17 protein-coding genes and 1 tRNA gene are annotated in these 18,009 nt (G+C 51.4%); 8 read left to right on the top strand and 10 right to left on the bottom strand.

What is annotated here, in order from left to right; all coding sequences use genetic code 11:
• The first annotated feature begins 262 nt into the window (after window positions 1–262).
• Entirely contained in the window at window positions 263–1,252 is a 990-nt protein-coding gene (locus tag AB1598_00940) for a helix-turn-helix domain-containing protein (protein MEW6143561.1), read from the top strand.
• Window positions 1,253–1,279: 27 nt separating this feature from the next.
• Here AB1598_00940 and AB1598_00935 read toward each other — a convergent pair whose 3' ends face one another.
• The 4 genes from AB1598_00935 to AB1598_00920 form a co-directional block, all read right to left on the bottom strand.
• Window positions 1,280–1,459: a hypothetical protein gene (locus AB1598_00935; GenBank protein ID MEW6143560.1), complete on the bottom strand. Its 180-nt coding sequence runs from the start codon at window positions 1,457–1,459 to the stop codon at window positions 1,280–1,282.
• Between the two features lie 141 nt (window positions 1,460–1,600).
• Window positions 1,601–2,644: an RNA 3'-terminal phosphate cyclase gene (rtcA, locus tag AB1598_00930; protein MEW6143559.1), complete on the bottom strand. Its 1,044-nt coding sequence runs from the start codon at window positions 2,642–2,644 to the stop codon at window positions 1,601–1,603.
• A gap of 20 nt (window positions 2,645–2,664) precedes the next feature.
• Window positions 2,665–3,051, bottom strand: coding sequence for a DUF1634 domain-containing protein (locus AB1598_00925; GenBank protein ID MEW6143558.1), 387 nt, complete (start codon window positions 3,049–3,051; stop codon window positions 2,665–2,667).
• A gap of 4 nt (window positions 3,052–3,055) precedes the next feature.
• The gene (locus AB1598_00920) at window positions 3,056–3,892 is read right to left on the bottom strand and encodes a sulfite exporter TauE/SafE family protein (GenBank protein ID MEW6143557.1); all 837 of its coding nucleotides are present in this window, start codon (window positions 3,890–3,892) and stop codon (window positions 3,056–3,058) included.
• 120 nt (window positions 3,893–4,012) lie between these two features.
• On the opposite strand from AB1598_00920, the gene AB1598_00915 reads away from it, so the two are divergent.
• The 3 genes from AB1598_00915 to AB1598_00905 all read left to right on the top strand — a co-directional run bounded on the left by AB1598_00915 (window position 4,013) and on the right by AB1598_00905 (window position 7,646).
• Window positions 4,013–4,897 carry an MBL fold metallo-hydrolase gene (locus AB1598_00915; protein ID MEW6143556.1) on the top strand — a complete coding sequence of 295 codons (885 nt, stop codon included), beginning with the start codon at window positions 4,013–4,015 and terminating at the stop codon, window positions 4,895–4,897.
• Window positions 4,898–4,979: 82 nt separating this feature from the next.
• Window positions 4,980–5,759: an alpha/beta fold hydrolase gene (locus tag AB1598_00910; protein ID MEW6143555.1), complete on the top strand. Its 780-nt coding sequence runs from the start codon at window positions 4,980–4,982 to the stop codon at window positions 5,757–5,759.
• Window positions 5,760–6,008: 249 nt separating this feature from the next.
• Window positions 6,009–7,646: a thiamine pyrophosphate-binding protein gene (locus AB1598_00905; GenBank protein MEW6143554.1), complete on the top strand. Its 1,638-nt coding sequence runs from the start codon at window positions 6,009–6,011 to the stop codon at window positions 7,644–7,646.
• Between the two features lie 116 nt (window positions 7,647–7,762).
• Here AB1598_00905 and AB1598_00900 read toward each other — a convergent pair whose 3' ends face one another.
• Window positions 7,763–9,001, bottom strand: coding sequence for a hypothetical protein (locus tag AB1598_00900; GenBank protein MEW6143553.1), 1,239 nt, complete (start codon window positions 8,999–9,001; stop codon window positions 7,763–7,765).
• 137 nt (window positions 9,002–9,138) lie between these two features.
• Window positions 9,139–9,618 carry a cupin domain-containing protein gene (locus AB1598_00895; GenBank protein ID MEW6143552.1) on the bottom strand — a complete coding sequence of 160 codons (480 nt, stop codon included), beginning with the start codon at window positions 9,616–9,618 and terminating at the stop codon, window positions 9,139–9,141.
• A gap of 259 nt (window positions 9,619–9,877) precedes the next feature.
• On the opposite strand from AB1598_00895, the gene AB1598_00890 reads away from it, so the two are divergent.
• Window positions 9,878–10,246: a hypothetical protein gene (locus tag AB1598_00890; GenBank protein ID MEW6143551.1), complete on the top strand. Its 369-nt coding sequence runs from the start codon at window positions 9,878–9,880 to the stop codon at window positions 10,244–10,246.
• A gap of 543 nt (window positions 10,247–10,789) precedes the next feature.
• Here AB1598_00890 and AB1598_00885 read toward each other — a convergent pair.
• From AB1598_00885 to AB1598_00870, 4 genes are all read right to left on the bottom strand, one after another.
• Complete coding sequence (locus AB1598_00885; protein ID MEW6143550.1) at window positions 10,790–11,710, bottom strand: class I SAM-dependent methyltransferase; 921 nt, start codon at window positions 11,708–11,710, stop codon at window positions 10,790–10,792.
• A 260-nt stretch (window positions 11,711–11,970) separates the two neighbouring features.
• A tRNA-His gene (locus AB1598_00880) sits at window positions 11,971–12,048 on the bottom strand.
• Window positions 12,049–12,166: 118 nt separating this feature from the next.
• Window positions 12,167–12,802 (bottom strand): CPBP family intramembrane glutamic endopeptidase, encoded by a 636-nt coding sequence (locus AB1598_00875; GenBank protein ID MEW6143549.1) that lies wholly within the window; start codon window positions 12,800–12,802, stop codon window positions 12,167–12,169.
• A 267-nt stretch (window positions 12,803–13,069) separates the two neighbouring features.
• Window positions 13,070–13,465: a hypothetical protein gene (locus tag AB1598_00870; protein MEW6143548.1), complete on the bottom strand. Its 396-nt coding sequence runs from the start codon at window positions 13,463–13,465 to the stop codon at window positions 13,070–13,072.
• 373 nt (window positions 13,466–13,838) lie between these two features.
• Between AB1598_00870 and AB1598_00865 the strand changes: the two genes are divergently transcribed.
• From AB1598_00865 to AB1598_00855, 3 genes are all read left to right on the top strand, one after another.
• Window positions 13,839–15,317, top strand: a complete 1,479-nt coding sequence (locus AB1598_00865) for an ethylbenzene dehydrogenase-related protein (GenBank protein ID MEW6143547.1) — start codon at window positions 13,839–13,841, stop codon at window positions 15,315–15,317.
• Between the two features lie 121 nt (window positions 15,318–15,438).
• Complete coding sequence (locus AB1598_00860; GenBank protein MEW6143546.1) at window positions 15,439–17,673, top strand: OmcA/MtrC family decaheme c-type cytochrome; 2,235 nt, start codon at window positions 15,439–15,441, stop codon at window positions 17,671–17,673.
• A gap of 19 nt (window positions 17,674–17,692) precedes the next feature.
• On the top strand, window positions 17,693–18,004 hold the full coding sequence (locus tag AB1598_00855) for a hypothetical protein (protein ID MEW6143545.1): 312 nt from the start codon (window positions 17,693–17,695) through the stop codon (window positions 18,002–18,004).
• The last annotated feature ends 5 nt before the right edge of the window (window positions 18,005–18,009 follow it).

Genomic DNA, 18,009 nt, shown 5'->3' with positions numbered 1-18,009 from the left:
GGGCATCGTGCCCTTCTGCCATCGGGCAACCCTAATAAAGCTCATTGTCCCCTTCCTCTCGGTTTGAGATTATTTGGGTCATGGCAGTCGGCGCACGTTACCCCCTTTAATACATTTAACGAGCCCCATTCATAGTGATCTCTTTAATATCAATAAATTTGAAAAGCATCTGTGTGCCAATATATAATCCTTGATAAATCGTGTCTATCCGAATTTTGCAAATTTACGGAAAATTCATATACGGAAGTGAAAATATTAAGGAATGAAAGAAGATAAAATCCCGGCAACGACTCCCGGTTTTCTGGTCAGAATTGAAACAGAGGAGCTTGAAGAACTGGCGCAGTATATAAAACATGCCGACATTGAACTTATGCAACTAGGCCGGTCTGAATTTCCTTCGAGCCTGACGCAAGTCTTCCTGGAGAACATAAACCTGCAGGTGGGACACTTCGGAGCTGGACACCTGGCAAACGCTACAACCGATAAGGTGAGGAGCGGAATGGTTTTTAAAATCACGGGGGATTTTCCCACCATCTGCAACGGCTATGACATCGACGGCAAATCTTTCATGTTCTACAGAAAAAATTCAGATTACATGGCCACTACAAACGGTTCATGCAAATGGACATACATTACATTCAAACCTAATCATTTCGAGGAGTCCATTCTCGATCCATTGAACGTAAAGTTAGACACACGAAAAAGTGTATCAGCATACCTAAGGTGTCAGGAATATGCGTCTCTCGATTTGTTCTACGATATTGTGAATGAAATAACCGAGCTTGTGAATTCAAATCCGGCGATATTTCAGAATCCGGATGTTATCAAGGGAATGGAATGGTCCCTGATCAACTCCCAAATACTAATCCTTAGCAATACATTAAATACAGCTTCAAAGAGACGCAGAGGCAAAAAAACACACGAGCATATTATTAAGCTCTCTATCGATTTCCTGAAAGCCAATTCCTATAAGCCAATACACCTGCTAGACCTCTGCTCCGCCCTAAGTATCAGCATGAGAACACTCTATTATGCTTTCCAGGAATTTTTCGGGATAAGCCCGATCAGGTATCTCAGGCTCGTGAGGTATGCACGAGCCCGTAGAGATCTGCTAATAGCAGACCCCGAAGATACAACGGTAACCGACATCGCGGCCAAGTGGCACTTCTGGCACTTCGGCAGGTTCTCCGTCGAATACAAGAGCCTTTACGGGGAGTCGCCGTCCGAGACATTGAATAAAACGCGATATTAGAAAGAATGTGCTGTCGCGCTGATTACTTCACCAGAATAAGGGACGGAGGGCTCCACGAGCCGTCGAGTATAGAGGGGGGCGTCTCGTTCGACAAGCAGGGCATGGAATCGTCTTTCTGTGCAGGAAGCCAGTTGGATTCCTCGTCAGCGCCGGGGGAGACGCATTTTGAATGTACAGGCAGAGGGAGCCGTCGGCGTTGTATTTCAATTCATTGCGTGGGCTGAGAGCGTAGCGGTTGAGAGGGTTTACACGAAGAAATACCGGGCGTCATACGATAAGCCTCTTAAGAGAACACAACCCAGGTGCAAGAGTCCACTACGGATAATTATTTTCAGTCTGGAGTAGCTGTCATGTAATCCTTATAACCGCCCCCGCGCCGAGCGGCTCGACCTCTATTCTTCTATCCAGAAACCTGCCTAAGACCCATATATTCGTTTCAGTGTGCCTGCTGATTCGGGAAGTGGTGAACCGGGACACCCCCTCCGCCATGGACAGATAAGGAAGGACCTGGTCGGCGGCGTGCGCATCGAGACATGCGCCTGAATTAAATTCATGGAGGAACATCCGGGCTGCTCCGTCTCCGACGGCCTCCGCCCTCTTCCCCGGACTGCCCAGGGAATCCGCACCTATCGCCGTATTCTCGAACTCGCCGACTATTGTGATGGTGCTCCCTGCCGATAGCGTCGGGAAGTATTCGACTACGTTTTCGATCGGCACCCCGGTTCCGAAGCCGAGAGTTTTTAAAGCGGCCTCCGCCTGACGCTCCGAAACCCGTCTGGGTTTCAGTACCTCGGCGGCCCCCGACAGAATGAGAATCTTACGCAAGCGTCCACGCTCCGTGCATATCCAATTCGAAACGCTTTCCGGTATAACCTTGACTCCGACCTCGGCTCCGCCCCTGGGGTAAAAACCGCGCCTCACGACCTCGGTCACACAACTGAGCCCCAGCCTTGCGAGCAAATTCGAGAAGACGAACCTGTGGTAATCGATCACGGGCGAGAAGAACGTGTCGGTCGCACCGCCGTGAAAGCCGATATGTACCGTTCCGGGAGCAAAGAAGGACGGCAGCAGGAGCGTCTGCAGGAGGAGCGTGATGCTTCCCGCGGTCTCGATATCGACGTCGAGCGAAGCAGAAGTCATCCTGCCGGGAACGAGCGTTATCTCGGTCGACCCGAGACTATCGCCAGTGAGCTCTCCGCCAGAGAGACGCGCGAGCGCCCTCAGACCCAGCACGTGCTGGCGCGCGAGGCCCGGATTCTTCCGGTTCATCCTGATATTGTAAATACGACAGGGAACGCCCGTTATCGCGGACAATGCGGCGGCTGTCCTGACAATCTGCCCGCCGCCTTCGCCGTATGAGCCGTCGATCGTAATTTCTTTATTCCGGTTCATCTTCGGACCCCGCATCGAGGTTAAATTATTACCCCCGTTATGCTGAGGAGGAGCACCGTAAGCACGATCAGCGTAAAAACGACGTACATATAGTCACGCTGCAACAGGAACGCGAAGACCGAGAAAACGACGCGCGCGACGGGTGTGGCGATGAGCAGTAAAAGTCCCAGCTGTATAATTCCCACGCTTCTGATCTGCCACGCCGCCTCTACTATCTTCCTGAGGCCGCGCAGGTTCTTGGGCACCCCCGTGAAGACGCCGTAATCCGGCATCTCCGCGCCGTGCCGTATCAGGTAAATAACGGCGCCTGTCAAGACGAATACAGCAGATAATATCACATCTACCCTGAGAAGGTTGCCGATTATCAGATCGATCCGCTCATCGCTCATTCCGCCTTTCTTTTCCATCTAATCAGAACCCCCCTGCAAGCCCTTTATACAGCATCTCTATAGCAAGCACCAGAATAACGGCCGCGAAAACGATTCGGAGAACTCGTGTCGACACCCTCAGCAGAAAATGGGTGCCGGCAAGAGAGCCGAAGAGCACGCCCAGCATCACGGGCATGGCGAGACCCGGATCGACGTACCCGCGGTTCAAGAAAACGCCAGCGCTCGCGGCGGCGGTGACGCCGATCATGAAGTTGCTCGTAGTCGTCGAGACCTTGAAAGGCAGGCGCATGACCTGATCCATGGCTATCACCTTGAGCGCCCCCGAACCTATGCCGAGCAGCCCTGAAAGAGCGCCTGCAATAAACATGATCCCGAAGCCCCCGGGCACCGCGCGGACATAGTAACTCTTGGGACCCTCCGGCGTCGGGTATTCTGAGTTCATCCTGAGCCGCGTGGCCAGATTGTCGGGCCCTCCGGGAGCAGAGTCTTTGTGACGGGAGAAGCCGGACTGGTAGGCGGAATACAGAAGCACGAGTCCGAATACTACCGCGATCGCCGAAGGGGCGATGCTCGTGGCTACGGCGGCTCCGGCGACGGCGCCTGCCGTTGTGGCTATTTCGAGAAACATCCCTACCCTTATGTTGCTGAACCCCTCCTTTACGTAAGCGGAGGCCGCCGCAGAAGAGGTCGCAATAACCGAAACCAGGGACGCGCCCATAGCGTACCGTATGTCAACGCCGAAACCGAGCACCAGGAGAGGCACTATCACAACCCCGCCGCCCAGGCCCGTCGCCGAGCCGAGGAAGCCCGCGAGCAGAGAGCCGAGAAAGACGAGCGAGGAGAATTCGAGTATATTCATTTGACCGGGCTTGTAATTTGTTGTGAGCGACGAGAGCTTTTACACATAGATTCTACATCATAACAGACAGGAACATTTGCGTACACAGACACAAATTCAAAACTATCCGGAGTTTTTTAAATGAAGATACACACCATAGACCATCACTTCTTCAAAGATCGGGTTATAGCATCATTTCTTATCGAAAACGGCGGCGGACCCGTACTGATTGAGACCGGTCCCGATACGACTTTCCACAAGCTCGAAAAGAGCCTGAACGATCTCGGTTACTACATAAAAGACATAAGAAACGTTTTTGTCACTCACATTCACCTCGATCACTCAGGCGCAGCCTGGCGCTTTGCCGACTCAGGCGCAAGGATCCACGTTCACCCGGCCGGGGCCCCGCATCTGGCCGACCCAGTAAAGCTCGTTGCATCCGCAAGACGGATTTACAACGAACAGATGGAAACGCTCTGGGGCGAAATCAGGCCCATAGCGAGGGATAATATTCATGAAATCCGGGACGGGGAAAAGAAAAAAATCGGGAATATCAGTATCGAGGCTGTTGAAACACTCGGGCACGCGTCACACCATCATTCTTATCTCGTGGACGATGTCCTGTTCACGGGAGACACGGCCGGCATACGCATAGAAAACGGCCCGGTGTTGCCGCCGACACCTCCGCCTGATATCAACATCGAGCTCTGGCGGGAGTCGATACGAAAAATAATGAACTTGAAACCGCAAGCCATGTATCTCACTCATTTCGGCAAGTCGGACGATGCAGAACGCCACCTGAAAGAGCTCGAAAACAGGCTTCTCGAAGTTACCGAATGGACGGAGGAGAGACTGAAACAGGGAAAGACCGAAGAGGAAATGATAATCGAGATGGAAAGTATGTTCAGAGAGATACTCGTCAAGGCAGGAGCGGACAAAGAATTAATCGAAGCATACGAGCTGGCCGACCCGTTCTGGATGAACGTAGGGGGACTCGTGCGCTACTGGAAAAAGTTCCGGTCATGAGGTCATCCGGAGCGTCCGGCCATGTGAAAAGCTTGACCGTGCGAATGCACGTAGACCTATCCACGACGGAAGAAAAATAAAGATGGAACTCAACATTATTAAATCCGGGAGCTCAGGCCCCGAAGTCGTCATACTGCACGGACTCCTGGGGTCCTCTCGGAACTGGCAGCGCATCATGCGGGAGTTGTCCGAAGACTGCCGCGTGATCGTCCCCGATCTAAGGAACCACGGGGATTCTCCTCACGGCCCTCACACCGTCGAGGCGATGCGGGACGACATCCTGCATCTTATCGAGACTAACTGCGAGGGGCCGCCTCACATTGTGGGACATTCCATGGGCGGGCTCGCGGCCATAGCGGTAGCGACATCGGATGCGGCGGCGGTCTCGAGCCTCGTAGTTGTGGACATAGTCCCGGGGCGCAGATCAGAAGGGCTAAGGAAGATACTCGACGCCCTTATGGAGCTCGACCTTAGAACCATCAGCATACGTGCGGACGCCGACAGGGCACTGTCGGGGAAAATCCCGAACCCGGCTGTGCGGCAGTTTTTACTTCAGAACCTGAGACGGAACGACGCGGAAGAATTTTACTGGCGCTGCAACCTTCCCGAGCTAGAGAGGTTCGCAGCGGAAGAAACCTTCGAGCTCCCTCCCCGGGCGGTTTACGAAGGACCTACACTCGTGATCGCGGGAGGCAGGTCCGAATATAAAGTCTGGGAGCACGAGGAGCTCCTCAGAGCCCATTTCCCCGCCTTGATCCTCGAGGTATTCGAGGACGCAGGCCACTGGGTGCACATGGACCACCCCGGCCGTTTCGTGAAACGGCTGCGCGAATGGGTAGGCATGCACGTCTCCGGAGCCTGAGGTATTCCCGGGTATAATTACCAAGATCATATGATGCAAACTGATTACGCACACGGCAGGTTATTTATGGTCCGCAGATAGTCCAGTCTTCAGTAAGCTGTTGTGGGTTATTTCAATTCCCCCTCACATAGTGCGCGTTCCGGAACCAAGCTCAGGTTTTCATACGTGAAATGGATTTCCGTTTTTGACACGGGCCGGGAAGGGATTAAATTTAGACTGAAGAAAATTTCACGCTCCGGAGGACTCCTAATGCGGAATCATACGACAGTCGGTCAATACCTCATCAAGAAACTCTACGACCTGGGTGTCCGGCACGTGTTCGGGGTTCCGGGCGATTATGCCCTCAGTTTCTTCAAGGAGATCGAAGAGAGCAAGCTGAAGCTGATAAACACATGCGACGAGCAGGGCGCCGGGTTCGCGGCCGACGCATATGCCAGGGTCAAGGGGATAGGGGTCGTATGCATCACATACTGCGTCGGAGGCCTGAAAGTAGCCAACACGACCGCTCAGGCATACGCCGAAAAATCCCCCGTAGTGGTCATCAGCGGAGCCCCCGGCATAAAGGAGCGCCTCAGAAACCCGCTCCTCCACCACAAGGTCAGGGAATTCGATACACAGCTCAAGGTATTCCGCGAGCTGACGGTCGATTCCGTCCTCATAGACGACGCAGAGACGGCCGCGCTCGAGATCGACCGCGTGCTAGATTCAGCCCTGAGATATAAAAGGCCGGTGTATATCGAGCTGCCGCGGGACATCGTAGCGCTTCCCGTAAAACCGTACAAGGCGCTCCGCCGGGAATCTCCGGGAAGCGAGTCCGAAACACTCAAGGAAGCGCTCGCGGAAGCGACCGCCATGATAAACAAGTCAAGAAAGCCCGTCATAATAGCGGGGATCGAGATACACCGTTTCGGACTCCAGGACGAGCTCATGGAGCTCCTCGATAAAACGAATATACCTTTCGTTACAACGATACTGGGGAAATCCGTTATCAGCGAGACTCATCCGCTCTGCATCGGCGTATACGAGGGGGCGATGGGGAGGGAAGCCGTCCGGGAATACGTGGAGTCGAGCGACTGCCTGATTCTCCTGGGCGCTTTTATGACCGACGTGAATCTCGGCATCTATACGGCGAAGATCGACCGGACGAACACAATATACGCCACGAGCGAAGGCGTGTCCATCAAATACCACACGTATGAAGACATAAGCATTTACGATTTTATGAACGGGCTTTTAAAAGGAAACATCCGCCGACGGAAGAGCACGAAGATACCGAACCCCCCTCTGCCTACACACCCGCGTCCTGTCAAGAACAAGAAGGTCAGTGTGAATTTCATGTTCAGGACACTTAACTCGCACCTTAACGAAAAAACGGTCGTGATCGCGGACCCCGGCGATGCCATGCTCGGGGCTCTGGATATGGTCATTCAGAGAGAAACGGAATTTTTATGCCCCGCATACTACTGCTCGCTCGGTTTCGCGGTTCCTGCAAGCCTCGGGGTGCAGGCGGCGAGGCCTGACCTGCGTCCCCTCGTCCTCGTCGGTGACGGTGCGTTCCAGATGACCGGTATGGAGCTGTCCACGATAGTCAGATTCAAGCAGAACCCGATCATAATCGTGTTCAACAACAGCGGTTACGGGACGGAGCGCCCGATGATCGACGGCGGATTCAACGACGTGCTTAACTGGAGATACGGCCGTCTGCCCGAAGTCTTCGGGAGCGGAATCGGCTTCGATGTCGAAACCGAGGACGAGCTCGAAGAGGCGCTGACCAAGGCCATCGGCGACAGTGAAAACTATTACATCCTCGACGTCCACATAGACCCGGAAGACAGGTCCGAGGCGCACAAAAGGCTCACGACGGCGCTGGCGAAAAAAGTGAGATAGCTTGTTAATATTATCGATCCGTACGGGAATTAAAGTGCGGGCGGCCGATACGTAATTGTGGCGTCCATGACAACGGTAACATAGTTCAAGACCAGTGAGTCGTATCTGCGCAGTGACTATTTAGTATCTATCGCGGAATGCAGAGCCCCCAAAACATCGCTGATACGATTTGCAAACGTAACATTAGATGAACCAGCGAAAAGGAGCCCGACCGGTCTTCTACGGCCTGAAGAATCTGTGTCGCCAAGGATAGGCGACCCGGAGTCCCCCGCTGCAGAGAAGGCACCCGGAACGATGGCTATCTGACCTACAAACTTGGCTACCCCGCACGCACCGTAAGATACTATTTCCGTGACATTGATCGATTGTATCGTACCCTGCGTAATACCAGTAGTCCTGCCGCTTTTCCGGACAACCAGGTTAACGGCCGGAGCCTGCAGCTGCGGACTTGGATCGCCGATGTCCAGTATGGTTTTATTTACCAGGTTACGGTTGCTCTTCACAAAAGCCGCATCCACCGTATTTTGATAAAGTCCCCCCATGATAATAGGGACTGCCTGGACCAGGTTTCCTATCGAGGATGCACAGCCGACACCATCGGAGAGAGAGGGCTGACACTGAGCCAGGCGGAACGGAGGTAAATTTGCGGGGTTAATCATGGCCGGGCAGAGATTTGTACCCGAGCTTCCGGCAACATGGTTGTTCGTGATGTAACCCACATTATTCGGCTGCCCTAACCGAAAGACTCTATATCCCAGAGTCCCTATAGTAACAAATCCCCCGGATATGCTGACGCTTCCGGTGGATACACCCATCGGAACGGGGGGAGCGAATGTCTGCTTATGGTTATTTCCCGGCGGACCGTCCAATGCGATAACCTCATCCGTTTCGAATACCCTCACGGGCACACCGTTTAACCGGCTCGAAATGGCGGAAGCCGAGGCTCCGGGTGCGTTTGTATTTAAGTAAACGTGTACAGCCGGTCCGCTCCCATCCTCGGTTAAACCTACTCCTACTGCAACCACCCCGGGGTTATCAAAGAGTTTATTTTCATTTTTTCTTTGAACCTCTACAGCGGGACGCAGCTCTTCTTCACTTACTAACTGGCTCAATAGTTGAGCAGAAGCTGAATCCGCAAAGAATAAAGAATGACCTAAAAAAATAACCGCGAGAACAGATATACAATGTCTTATCATCTTCCACTCCTTTTTCTTAAACCGGGTGAGAACCGGAAATTTGGAATAGTAAAGATATGCTGCGCACAAGTGGCTAATAGCACGCATAATTCTAATGTCAATTGAATTGAATTTCGATAGTAATTTAGCGAGGAAGCTAACAAGACATGCGGGGAGCAAGCCGCTTCCGAAGAAACCGGCTCAAAATCAATTAACACGGCCTGATTCGATTGTACGCCTTGCCATGTCGTTTCCGACATAATAGTAGGTGCGGGTTGATTAAGCTTTGAGAACGATCAGGCCTTGAGTTAAGACAATCAGTAAGGCGTTCCGTCCTTGTGGACGAACCGCCACTTGCCGTCCTCAAGCGCAGCCTTGAGATCGTCGTCGGGATAGTGTCCTTCGTCACCCGGAGTTCTGTCCCCTATTTCGAGGTACACGACGTCCCTATCGGTTTCGTTGATAAGGTGATGTCCATTGCCAATGCCGGCCTTGAAGCCCGCGCACATACCGGGAGAGAGCACAGTGCGGCCTTCATCGGTATGCAAGGTAGGGCGCCCCTCCAGGATGTAAATAAACTCGTCCTGCCTGGTGTGGTAGTGCCGGACAGACGACATTGCGTTCGGCGCCAGGCGCGTGAGGTTGACGCCGAAGTTGGCAAGGCCAAACAGGTCTCCTAGCGGGCGCTTCTCCCTGCCCGCCATCCGGGAAGCGAACGGCTCGGGGTAGTTCGAGGGCTTTGACCTTACAGGCGCATCGGCTGCATTGACGGCGACCGGCCTTTTATCTTGTGACATTTATTCCTCCTGGCGCGGAAGAATAAGAACTTATATTCCGCTATACGGACATTACTATAACCAGCCTATCCAGCCGCAGTAACCTCACTACCATATCGATCGGTTTAGCAGGATAGTGTCAGAATATCCGACAATAAGGGCATTTCAAAATATATAGATAAAAAATAGCAAGTTCTTACGGGTTATAACGTCACCGCCATCCGGCACAAATTATGCACCATAAATCACATTGAAATAACGTTGAAAGGGGGTGAATATAATGGGTAAGTTCAATATAGTTATTTCAATTTTCGGCGGTTTGATTCTGGCTGTTTTACTATTAGTTTCGTTTGCGATTCCATACGTTGTGCTGCCCGTGCTCGTTGCGTTCGGTGTTCTCGTCGCCATATCCATCTATTTTCTAAAAGAAGACAGCAGCTTGTCGCGTAGGGCCGCGATGAAGACTTTTTACTGCCCCTTCAGGAAGATGATAGTGGAAGCGAAACTCAGGCCGAGTATTTTCACATACAGGACCTATGACGATGTTCTCAAATGCTCCGCCTTCAAAGACAAGGTGAGATGCCAGAAAAGGTGCCTGAACATGCCGGAGCTTAATTCCGATCCTAAAACGGTTGCTGTCCTCCACTGATTCGGGATCTGTATTCTCAGACTGTCCACTTCCGCTCGAGCATAGTAAGTCGCTGACGGGTGATTGATATCGAGTACTTTACTTTGCCGCAACGTAAACAGATTCGTTTGTACAATAATATACAATCCCTTTTGGCTCAGCTTAAACAGTAAAACCCATAATTCTCAAATTAATACTTATTGAGCGTTGTAACTATACTGTATCACTTATTATTATTTTCGGAATCCGGTGGCATGGTGGATGCATCATGTTGTAATAATGAGCGTCACTGGAGGATTCATCATGAAACAATCATTGAAGCTGTATGAATTGCAATGTCAAGAGACCACCAACATTACCTATCAGGTCCATGCAGTATCGCGGGAGGAAGCAGAACGGCTGGCGCAAGCAGGGCAGGCCGTAGTAATCAGGTGGGGACATAAAGTTAGGAGAATCATGACAATATCCGAATTAGGGTTGGTGGAAAGCTGACGAATCAATTATTTTGATAACTCAAAGCCAACCTGCAGTAATTGTCATGAGTGGTATAATACAATAATAAGATTAGCTACACTCTCTCGTCATCCAAAAACAAGTACCGTGTTTTTTAACACCATCAAAGTATTTCGAAGTAAATATATTTTCTCTGATAATATTGACCAATTTGAGACGACTGGAAATGAACGCATTCGGCAAGTGAATATTATCGTCGCCTCCGCCCCCCAACAGGTAAGCTGCCAAAAGGTACTGTTCGTTATAATAACGGTCTCTCACATCACTTTTATAATCGTATGGGAGCTCTATGTCGTGAAGCCCCCAGACGCACCCTTCAGGAAGAGACGGCAATATCTCAGTAAAAAAAACAGTTACATCAGAATTTTGAAACGCCCTATGGCTACTATCTACGAAAAAAACCATATCACCCGGTAAATTCTCAAAAAGCGAAATAGGTACTTCCTCACAAGGTAAACGTATTAAATCGTCGCATATAACATCAATAGATGCTCTAGGCTCCGGATCAAGCGACATTATTCTTGTTGAGAGATAATGATCTTCGATAGCTCTTTTTGCAAACATTGTTGAAATACCCGAACCTATTTCAAAATATACGGAAGGATTGTTGGTTGCTAGAAGGCCGTATATAGAGACTGCGTCGAGACCCGGTAGCCAGTCGTTAATCCAGTAAGGGCAAGTATCATCCCCATTATTATACAGTGGTATTGCTTCAAAGCACTCCGAATATTGTGAAAATGATAATAGTATATCCGCAAACGCAGGTTCGTCTTGGATTAACTGTTCCTGCAAGGTTGAAATCCCAACTGTTTCCAACCATGATCTTGTTTTAGGAAAATATGAATAATCATTTATTGAAATTTTTTCGTCGCCAATTCGGTCCAGTCTAAGATCAAAATGTTTCAATACTAAATTCAATTTCTTTCCAAGCTCATTTAAAATACTCATACCATCGAATTTCTCCTTGATCATATAACCTCTTCAAGCATAAAAAACCAGTATACTGAATATCGACTCGATTACATACAAATTTTTAATTCATGTCGGTTGATAGTATTTTTCGTGTGTTCTATTAAAGTTTGGAAATCGGGAATCCAAGAAGTTTCGGGAAAAGTTCGTTTTTTTACTTCTGCATAACAGTGTATCTATCGGACCCTGCGCATGCGCCCCGTACACCGCGTTCGGCTCTCGCCGGGGATTGGAGGGCCGGGAATATTCCCCCTAAAAAAAGATGGGGTGAGTGACGGGACTTGAACCCGCGACCTCTAGGGCCACAACCTAGCGCTCTAACCAAGCTGAGCTACACCCACCATTGATTATTCCGGTTCGGAGAGGAGGGAAAATAGTACCATACAAATAAGATGCGACAAAGAATGCGGCTTTGCAAGTAGTGCATGCCAGATATCCTTACGCGGATGGGAGGAGCCCTCAGCCCCAGGCATATCCCGTGAAGAAGAATCTCCCGAGCCCGACAGTGAAGATCAGGCATCCGTAAAGGGCGTGCTCTATGGAGACGAGGGCGAGCGACCTGTGCCGCACATAATTCCTGGCGAACAGCAGCCCGCCCAGGACCGACACCACTACCGCTATGGAATTGATAAATATAATGTGCATGTACCCGAAGGCGAGCGCAGACGCGAGGATATACCCGCCCCAGGCGCCGAAGAGGGGCGCGTAGCGGCGGAAGATGAACGCCCGGTATACCATTTCCTGAGGCCAGACAGAGAGGAGCGGATACAATAGCATCACGAGAATCCATATACCGGGGCGCTCGCGGGGGAACGAGAGGAATGATCCCGGCATCGCAATCCACGCAGCTGAGGTTATTAACGGAGCCAGTACCGCGAATCTGATCATGACATCTCTGATGCCTTCGCGGAGCGATATGTCCCCCGGGACCGTGTCCGCATTGAACCGACGGCTATAGATGTATGCTCCGGCCGCTCCCGCCCAGAGAAGCCCGACCGTGAGCCACCTGTCCCTAAGGATAAGTACGAGCACAGGCGCACCTGCAAATATAAGGATGAACTCAAGCCAGAGGGCGAACCTCGGACGTTTACCCACGGACTCTCCAAAGATGTAAGTTAAACCCCGCGACAGCGCGGATCACCTCCCGCAGGTCGAAACGCATTGTCCGTGATCCTGTCTTCACGTGACCGCTCCCTGAAATTATTATATATGCTTAGACTAAACTATAAGACGGGATCAAGCGCTTACGGATGCATGCATCAGACTCTGCGAGCAGCACTCACGTTCACGGAGCTCGAAGGATGGATATAATATACGCCTTTGCATGTTCAGGAAGGCGATATGGTCGGAACTCGAAACGGCTCACGCCGTGAGCCTCATCCCTTTCTTCCGTCTCCCGAAGGAATAATCGAGACCGCAGTGCTCGACTGCCCTCCTCCATGAGCCGAAATGATACTCGGCAGCGGATACGAGTGTCGTCATACCGTTTTTTCTGAGGACCGACGGCCTAAGGCAGCATCCCCCCGCACCAAGCCTTTTTATTTCCCTAACTATTCTTTCCCTAGTCCACTTCCTGTTGTTCCTCGCCCTCTCGTAATCTATACCGCACGCCTCGAGAGCGTTCCTCCAGGAGCCGAATGCTTTGCAGGCCTTAACATACAGGGACGAATGACTTTTCGCTATATTCGTCGGTTTCTCCGCATCGGGCCGGAATATAGTCTTGATTTCTCTTTTCACCCTCTCTGCTCGCTTGGTCATAATACCCTACTCAATACAACTTTTATGCCAAACTTAACCGCCTGTTATCACAAGAGAATATGAGAGTTATTCAGCGTGAATCCGTCTTATTATCTGACAGTGGACAGAGCGTTCAAATGAGATTCGGTTATTCCACATTATATAACGAAACCGGTTCAACATTCAATCACATTTCTACCCCCTGTTACCTCCCGGCCGGCTATCAGCAGATGCCCAGTGTGGTTACGGCCGGGCTTCACAGACAGGCGTACACGGAGTCTTCATATGCCAGTCTAACCTATTGTCACTTGTGATTAAAATTAACTCTTTCACGGCTCTCAGTTCCATGATACTTAATATTTTGACAAGGGTTTTTCTTAAAGGAGAGGGCGCTATGGACGGCAGGGTGAGTGTCAAACGTAGTGGCATTATCCGTTCTTTACTTTTCCGGTTTTTCGTTCTTTCCTTCCTGCTAATATCAGTCTATGGCGGTTGTAACGGAGGGGGAGGGATAACTCCTCAGCCGACGCCCCCAGCTCCACCCACATCTACAGTATTGAGTGCAGTTTTAATAGATCCGGGGGATGAACCTGTAAGTTGTGACGACCCCATTTGGAATGAAGCCGAAGAAATTTCTGTCGCAACATCTACAGTCGTTTTCGGTAATCTCTATGGAGACGGTCAATTAAATATGACAGGCACCCTCGACGCCACGATATATTTCAACAGAGGGAACCCGGCTGAGCTCAAATTAACAGGGTTATACACATCCGGTTCCGGTCAAATTTTTATCAGAGCACGTTGGAATGACGTGATATTCAATTTAGACCGCAGAAGAGCACTTTATAACGGGCCTGCGGATCCTGACAAAACAGATGATCCGGCAGGTTGGACTTCTCAACTAAACGATGACAAGATAGGGTTCGCATTTGAAATAGAACCCGGAACATCGAGCTTGTTCGGGACATTTCAAGAGGTCGGCTGTGCCGCATCTTGCCATAATGTGGCGGGGGAAGGTATGGATATGCGTCCGGAAACCGGAAAGGCCGATATATGGCACTGGAAAACATCGCGTTCTGAACCGGTGGGTCATGCAGCCGACCAGTTTGCAGAGCCGGTCGATGGTCGTCGAGACGATGCCGGGACAGGAATCGAAGTTAGAAACAGGGCTGGTGGCAGCGACCGCGGCGGACCACAATATATATGGGACGGTACGGATGAAGCCATTACCTTTGGACCCAGGACCGGTCAAGTACTCGACCCTGCGTTTACCTTGCTTGACGGACACCTCTTCGATGTTGGAGCCGAAGGTCGAGATGCCGATAATGGGAATACTTTATACCAAACCAATTGTGCAGGATGCCATGGTGCAAACGGTGAGGGCGGAGCAGGCCCTATACTGGATAGCATAAAATTCGGACGTCTGTCCGATTCCGAACTTGATGCAATAATTGCAGTCGGCGCTCATCCCGGAGCAGGGGCTTATAATGCTCTTGGCGATACCGATAAGGCTGATCTAAGGTTGAGAGTATTCGGCTTTTGGGGCGTACCCGGCTATTACTTGCGGATGCCTGACGGAAGCGTGGCAGATGTAACAACAGCAACCGACCTTGATTATTCCGAAGCAGGCATCGATAGTCTCACAAATATCACAGATCCGCAGGGTCCCGACTTTAACGAGATTTTAAATAAGCATAAATTTCAGCAGGACGGTTACTGTGTCGTGCTGATAAGGGATCTGGTGACGGGCCACGATGATGACACGCAGTTCGATACTTCTCAGAGCTATATTTTCGGGGTCGCTTTGATGGATAATGACGGAATTAATCATATCGGCAACACCAGGTTAACGCTGGAGTTCTTGGTTCCCTAGACTTTGGTATTTTGTGTCGCTGTTATTTATTGTGATTAAAATTAACTCTTTACGCATCGTTAATGCACATATTAGAATGAAAACGAGAGCATCGAGTTTGTCTTAAGGGAGGAGGATAACTATGCTTGGCTGGGTAAAAGACCCTGGCGACAATGTCTTCCTGTTTTTCCTGTCCCGTCTTATTTTGGTGCCATTCCTTCTCATATCCGTCTATGGTGGTTGCAGCAACGGTGGAGGAGGCGTAATTCCGCCGCCGCCCTTCGACGGGAACAAGCTGAATATAGAGATACTCGACGCCTTTATTGGTGACGACAATCGTCCTGTCGCGATGATCAAGCTCACCGATGAGAACGGGAACCCGATAAGCAGAGACGGGGTAGAGATAAGCTTTATAATCGCGCGGATAGTCGAGAGCGGTGAGTACATCGATTACATTACGAGGGATCAGAATGGCGCCACACAGGCAGACTCGGAGGACGAAGGCGAATATCAGGACCTCGGCGGAGGCATGTACAACTATACATTCGCCACGATGCTGCCCGGCGATTATAACAGAGGACAGACTCACACGGTAGCATTATACGGCGAAAAGACGATAGACAGTCAGACATGGGTGTCGAATGCGACATTCGACTTCGTCCCGAACGGCGGCGAGGTCAGGACCGTGAGGGACATAGTAGCGACCGAATCCTGCAATAACTGCCACGACCCGCTCGCGCTCCACGGCGGGGTCAGGAGGGACGTGGGCGTCTGTATAACCTGCCATTCGAGCAAGATCATTACTCCCGAAGGCGTGACAGTCGACCAGATAGATCCCGATTCGGGCAACAATATCGGCTTCAATATTATGATCCACAAGATACACATGGGGGAGATGCTCCCGAGCGTCGAAGCGGGGAACCCCTATTTCATAGTCGGCTTCATGGGATCTGTGCACGACTATTCGACAGTGGTGTTCCCGCAGGACAACAGGAACTGCACCAAGTGTCACGACGAATCCCTCGCGACCCAGGCTGTCGACTACAAGAACGACCCGACAAGGGCTTCCTGCGGCTCGTGCCACGACAATGTCGACTTCGCCACTGCTGAGAATCACCCCGTCGTGCAGCTAAACGACAACAACTGCTCGGGGTGTCACATCCCGCAGTCGAATACAGAGTTCGATATCTCTGTCACGGGCTCACACACGGTACCGCTCAAGGCTTCGAGCCTCCCCGGACTCAACTTCGCCATAGTCGACGTGAGGAGCGCCGAGACAGGCCAGGCGAGGGTCCGTCCCGGCGACCACGCGGAAGTCACGTTCAGCATCAAGACGGATGCGGGCGAGGTAGTGGACATCGCGGATATGGACTCCATAAGCCTCGTAATAGCGGGACCTACAACGGATTACTTCATACAGGATTACAGCGGGACAGGTGTGGAAACCCCCGGTGTAGATAATTTCCTCCGCGAGTCCCCGGAAAGCGCAGAAGGGCCAGATGCGGAAGGAAACTACACGTACACGTTCGAGGGAATAATCCCGGATAATGCCACCGGAACGTATGCCGTGGGTATTGAGGGTAGGATCGTGAGGATGGTCGGCGGTGAGAACCTGATACTGTTCGAGGAAGTCGAAGAGGCGGGGAGGAACGAAGTCCGCTACTTCGCCGTCACTGATGCCGTGCCGGTGCCGAGGAGGGTCGTGGTCGACAACTCCACCGAGGACGAATTCTGCAATTCCTGTCACGGTGTGTTCTCCAAGGACTTCCGCGTCCACGGAAACCTCCGCAACAACACCGAATACTGCGTCCTCTGCCACAACCCGTCGAGCGACGACATAGAGGTAAGGCCGGTGCCCGACTGGACGGGAAGCCTGACACCCACTACGGCGTCGATTGATTTCAAGGAGATGATCCACAAGATACATACGGGCGAGAACCTCTCTCTGAAGCCTTATATTATATACGGCTTCATGGGGAGCCTGCACGATTTCAGCGAAGTCCTCTATCCCGGGAACACGAGCGATTGCAGGGCGTGCCATCTTCCAAACACGAACACACTCAGTCCGGGAGTAGGGGTCTTAGGAAACGGAATTCAAGCTTCCTTCTTCAGGGAATTTGAAAAAGTCGGCGAAGAGAACGTGGTACTAGCCACTTTCTCGACCCAGCCAGTGATTGATGCATGCGTATCATGTCATGACAATGTGGGTGTAAATGCGGCAGGAAACGCTCTGACCGGTGAAAATCACCAGGCGGGTCCACAGTCGGAAAGCGATTGTAAAAACTGCCACGGAGCGGGGTTGCCTCTCGGAGCGGCGGAGGTTCATCTGCCTCCGCTCCCGCCGGCAGAGCGCATAAACCGCCCCGAGTCGGAATGAACGAAAGGACTAACACTATATGAAAATGCTCGTCCTGCTGATCTTACTATTATTACTAGCCTCCTGCGTGAGCGAAGAGGACGAGGGACAGGATTGGGGAAACATATTCGACGGGGTCGAAGGACTCATACTGACCGAGGAGGACCATCCCGACGGATGGGGGAGAGAAGACTGTTTCGTGTGTCACCCGCTCGAGGTGATACACCAGGAGGACCGCTCCGGCTTCGGGGTCCTGCTGCTGGAGGAAATACGGGAGTTTACAAAGCAGGAAGGGCTTGCGAGCTGTCCGATATGTCACGGAGATAACGGCGTACCTGAACTTGCGGAGTAGTCTTT

The organism is Thermodesulfobacteriota bacterium (assembly GCA_040754335.1).
Lineage (GTDB): Bacteria > Desulfobacterota_D > UBA1144 > Nemesobacterales > UBA2774 > 2-12-FULL-53-21.
The sequence above is the reverse complement of the archived record's forward strand: the minus strand, read 5'-3'. Positions and strand labels throughout refer to the sequence as shown.

Bases quoted from the DNA above. Each gene is read 5' to 3' on its own strand.
- AB1598_00940 (MEW6143561.1), top strand. From the start codon at position 263: ATGAAAGAAGATAAAATCCCGGCAACGACTCCCGGTTTTCTGGTCAGA.
- rtcA (MEW6143559.1), bottom strand. From the start codon at position 2,644: ATGAACCGGAATAAAGAAATTACGATCGACGGCTCATACGGCGAAGGC.
- AB1598_00925 (MEW6143558.1), bottom strand. From the start codon at position 3,051: ATGGAAAAGAAAGGCGGAATGAGCGATGAGCGGATCGATCTGATAATC.
- AB1598_00920 (MEW6143557.1), bottom strand. From the start codon at position 3,892: ATGAATATACTCGAATTCTCCTCGCTCGTCTTTCTCGGCTCTCTGCTC.
- AB1598_00915 (MEW6143556.1), top strand. From the start codon at position 4,013: ATGAAGATACACACCATAGACCATCACTTCTTCAAAGATCGGGTTATA.
- AB1598_00910 (MEW6143555.1), top strand. From the start codon at position 4,980: ATGGAACTCAACATTATTAAATCCGGGAGCTCAGGCCCCGAAGTCGTC.
- AB1598_00905 (MEW6143554.1), top strand. From the start codon at position 6,009: ATGCGGAATCATACGACAGTCGGTCAATACCTCATCAAGAAACTCTAC.
- AB1598_00895 (MEW6143552.1), bottom strand. From the start codon at position 9,618: ATGTCACAAGATAAAAGGCCGGTCGCCGTCAATGCAGCCGATGCGCCT.
- AB1598_00890 (MEW6143551.1), top strand. From the start codon at position 9,878: ATGGGTAAGTTCAATATAGTTATTTCAATTTTCGGCGGTTTGATTCTG.
- AB1598_00885 (MEW6143550.1), bottom strand. From the start codon at position 11,710: ATGATCAAGGAGAAATTCGATGGTATGAGTATTTTAAATGAGCTTGGA.
- AB1598_00870 (MEW6143548.1), bottom strand. From the start codon at position 13,465: ATGACCAAGCGAGCAGAGAGGGTGAAAAGAGAAATCAAGACTATATTC.
- AB1598_00865 (MEW6143547.1), top strand. From the start codon at position 13,839: ATGGACGGCAGGGTGAGTGTCAAACGTAGTGGCATTATCCGTTCTTTA.
- AB1598_00860 (MEW6143546.1), top strand. From the start codon at position 15,439: ATGCTTGGCTGGGTAAAAGACCCTGGCGACAATGTCTTCCTGTTTTTC.
- AB1598_00855 (MEW6143545.1), top strand. From the start codon at position 17,693: ATGAAAATGCTCGTCCTGCTGATCTTACTATTATTACTAGCCTCCTGC.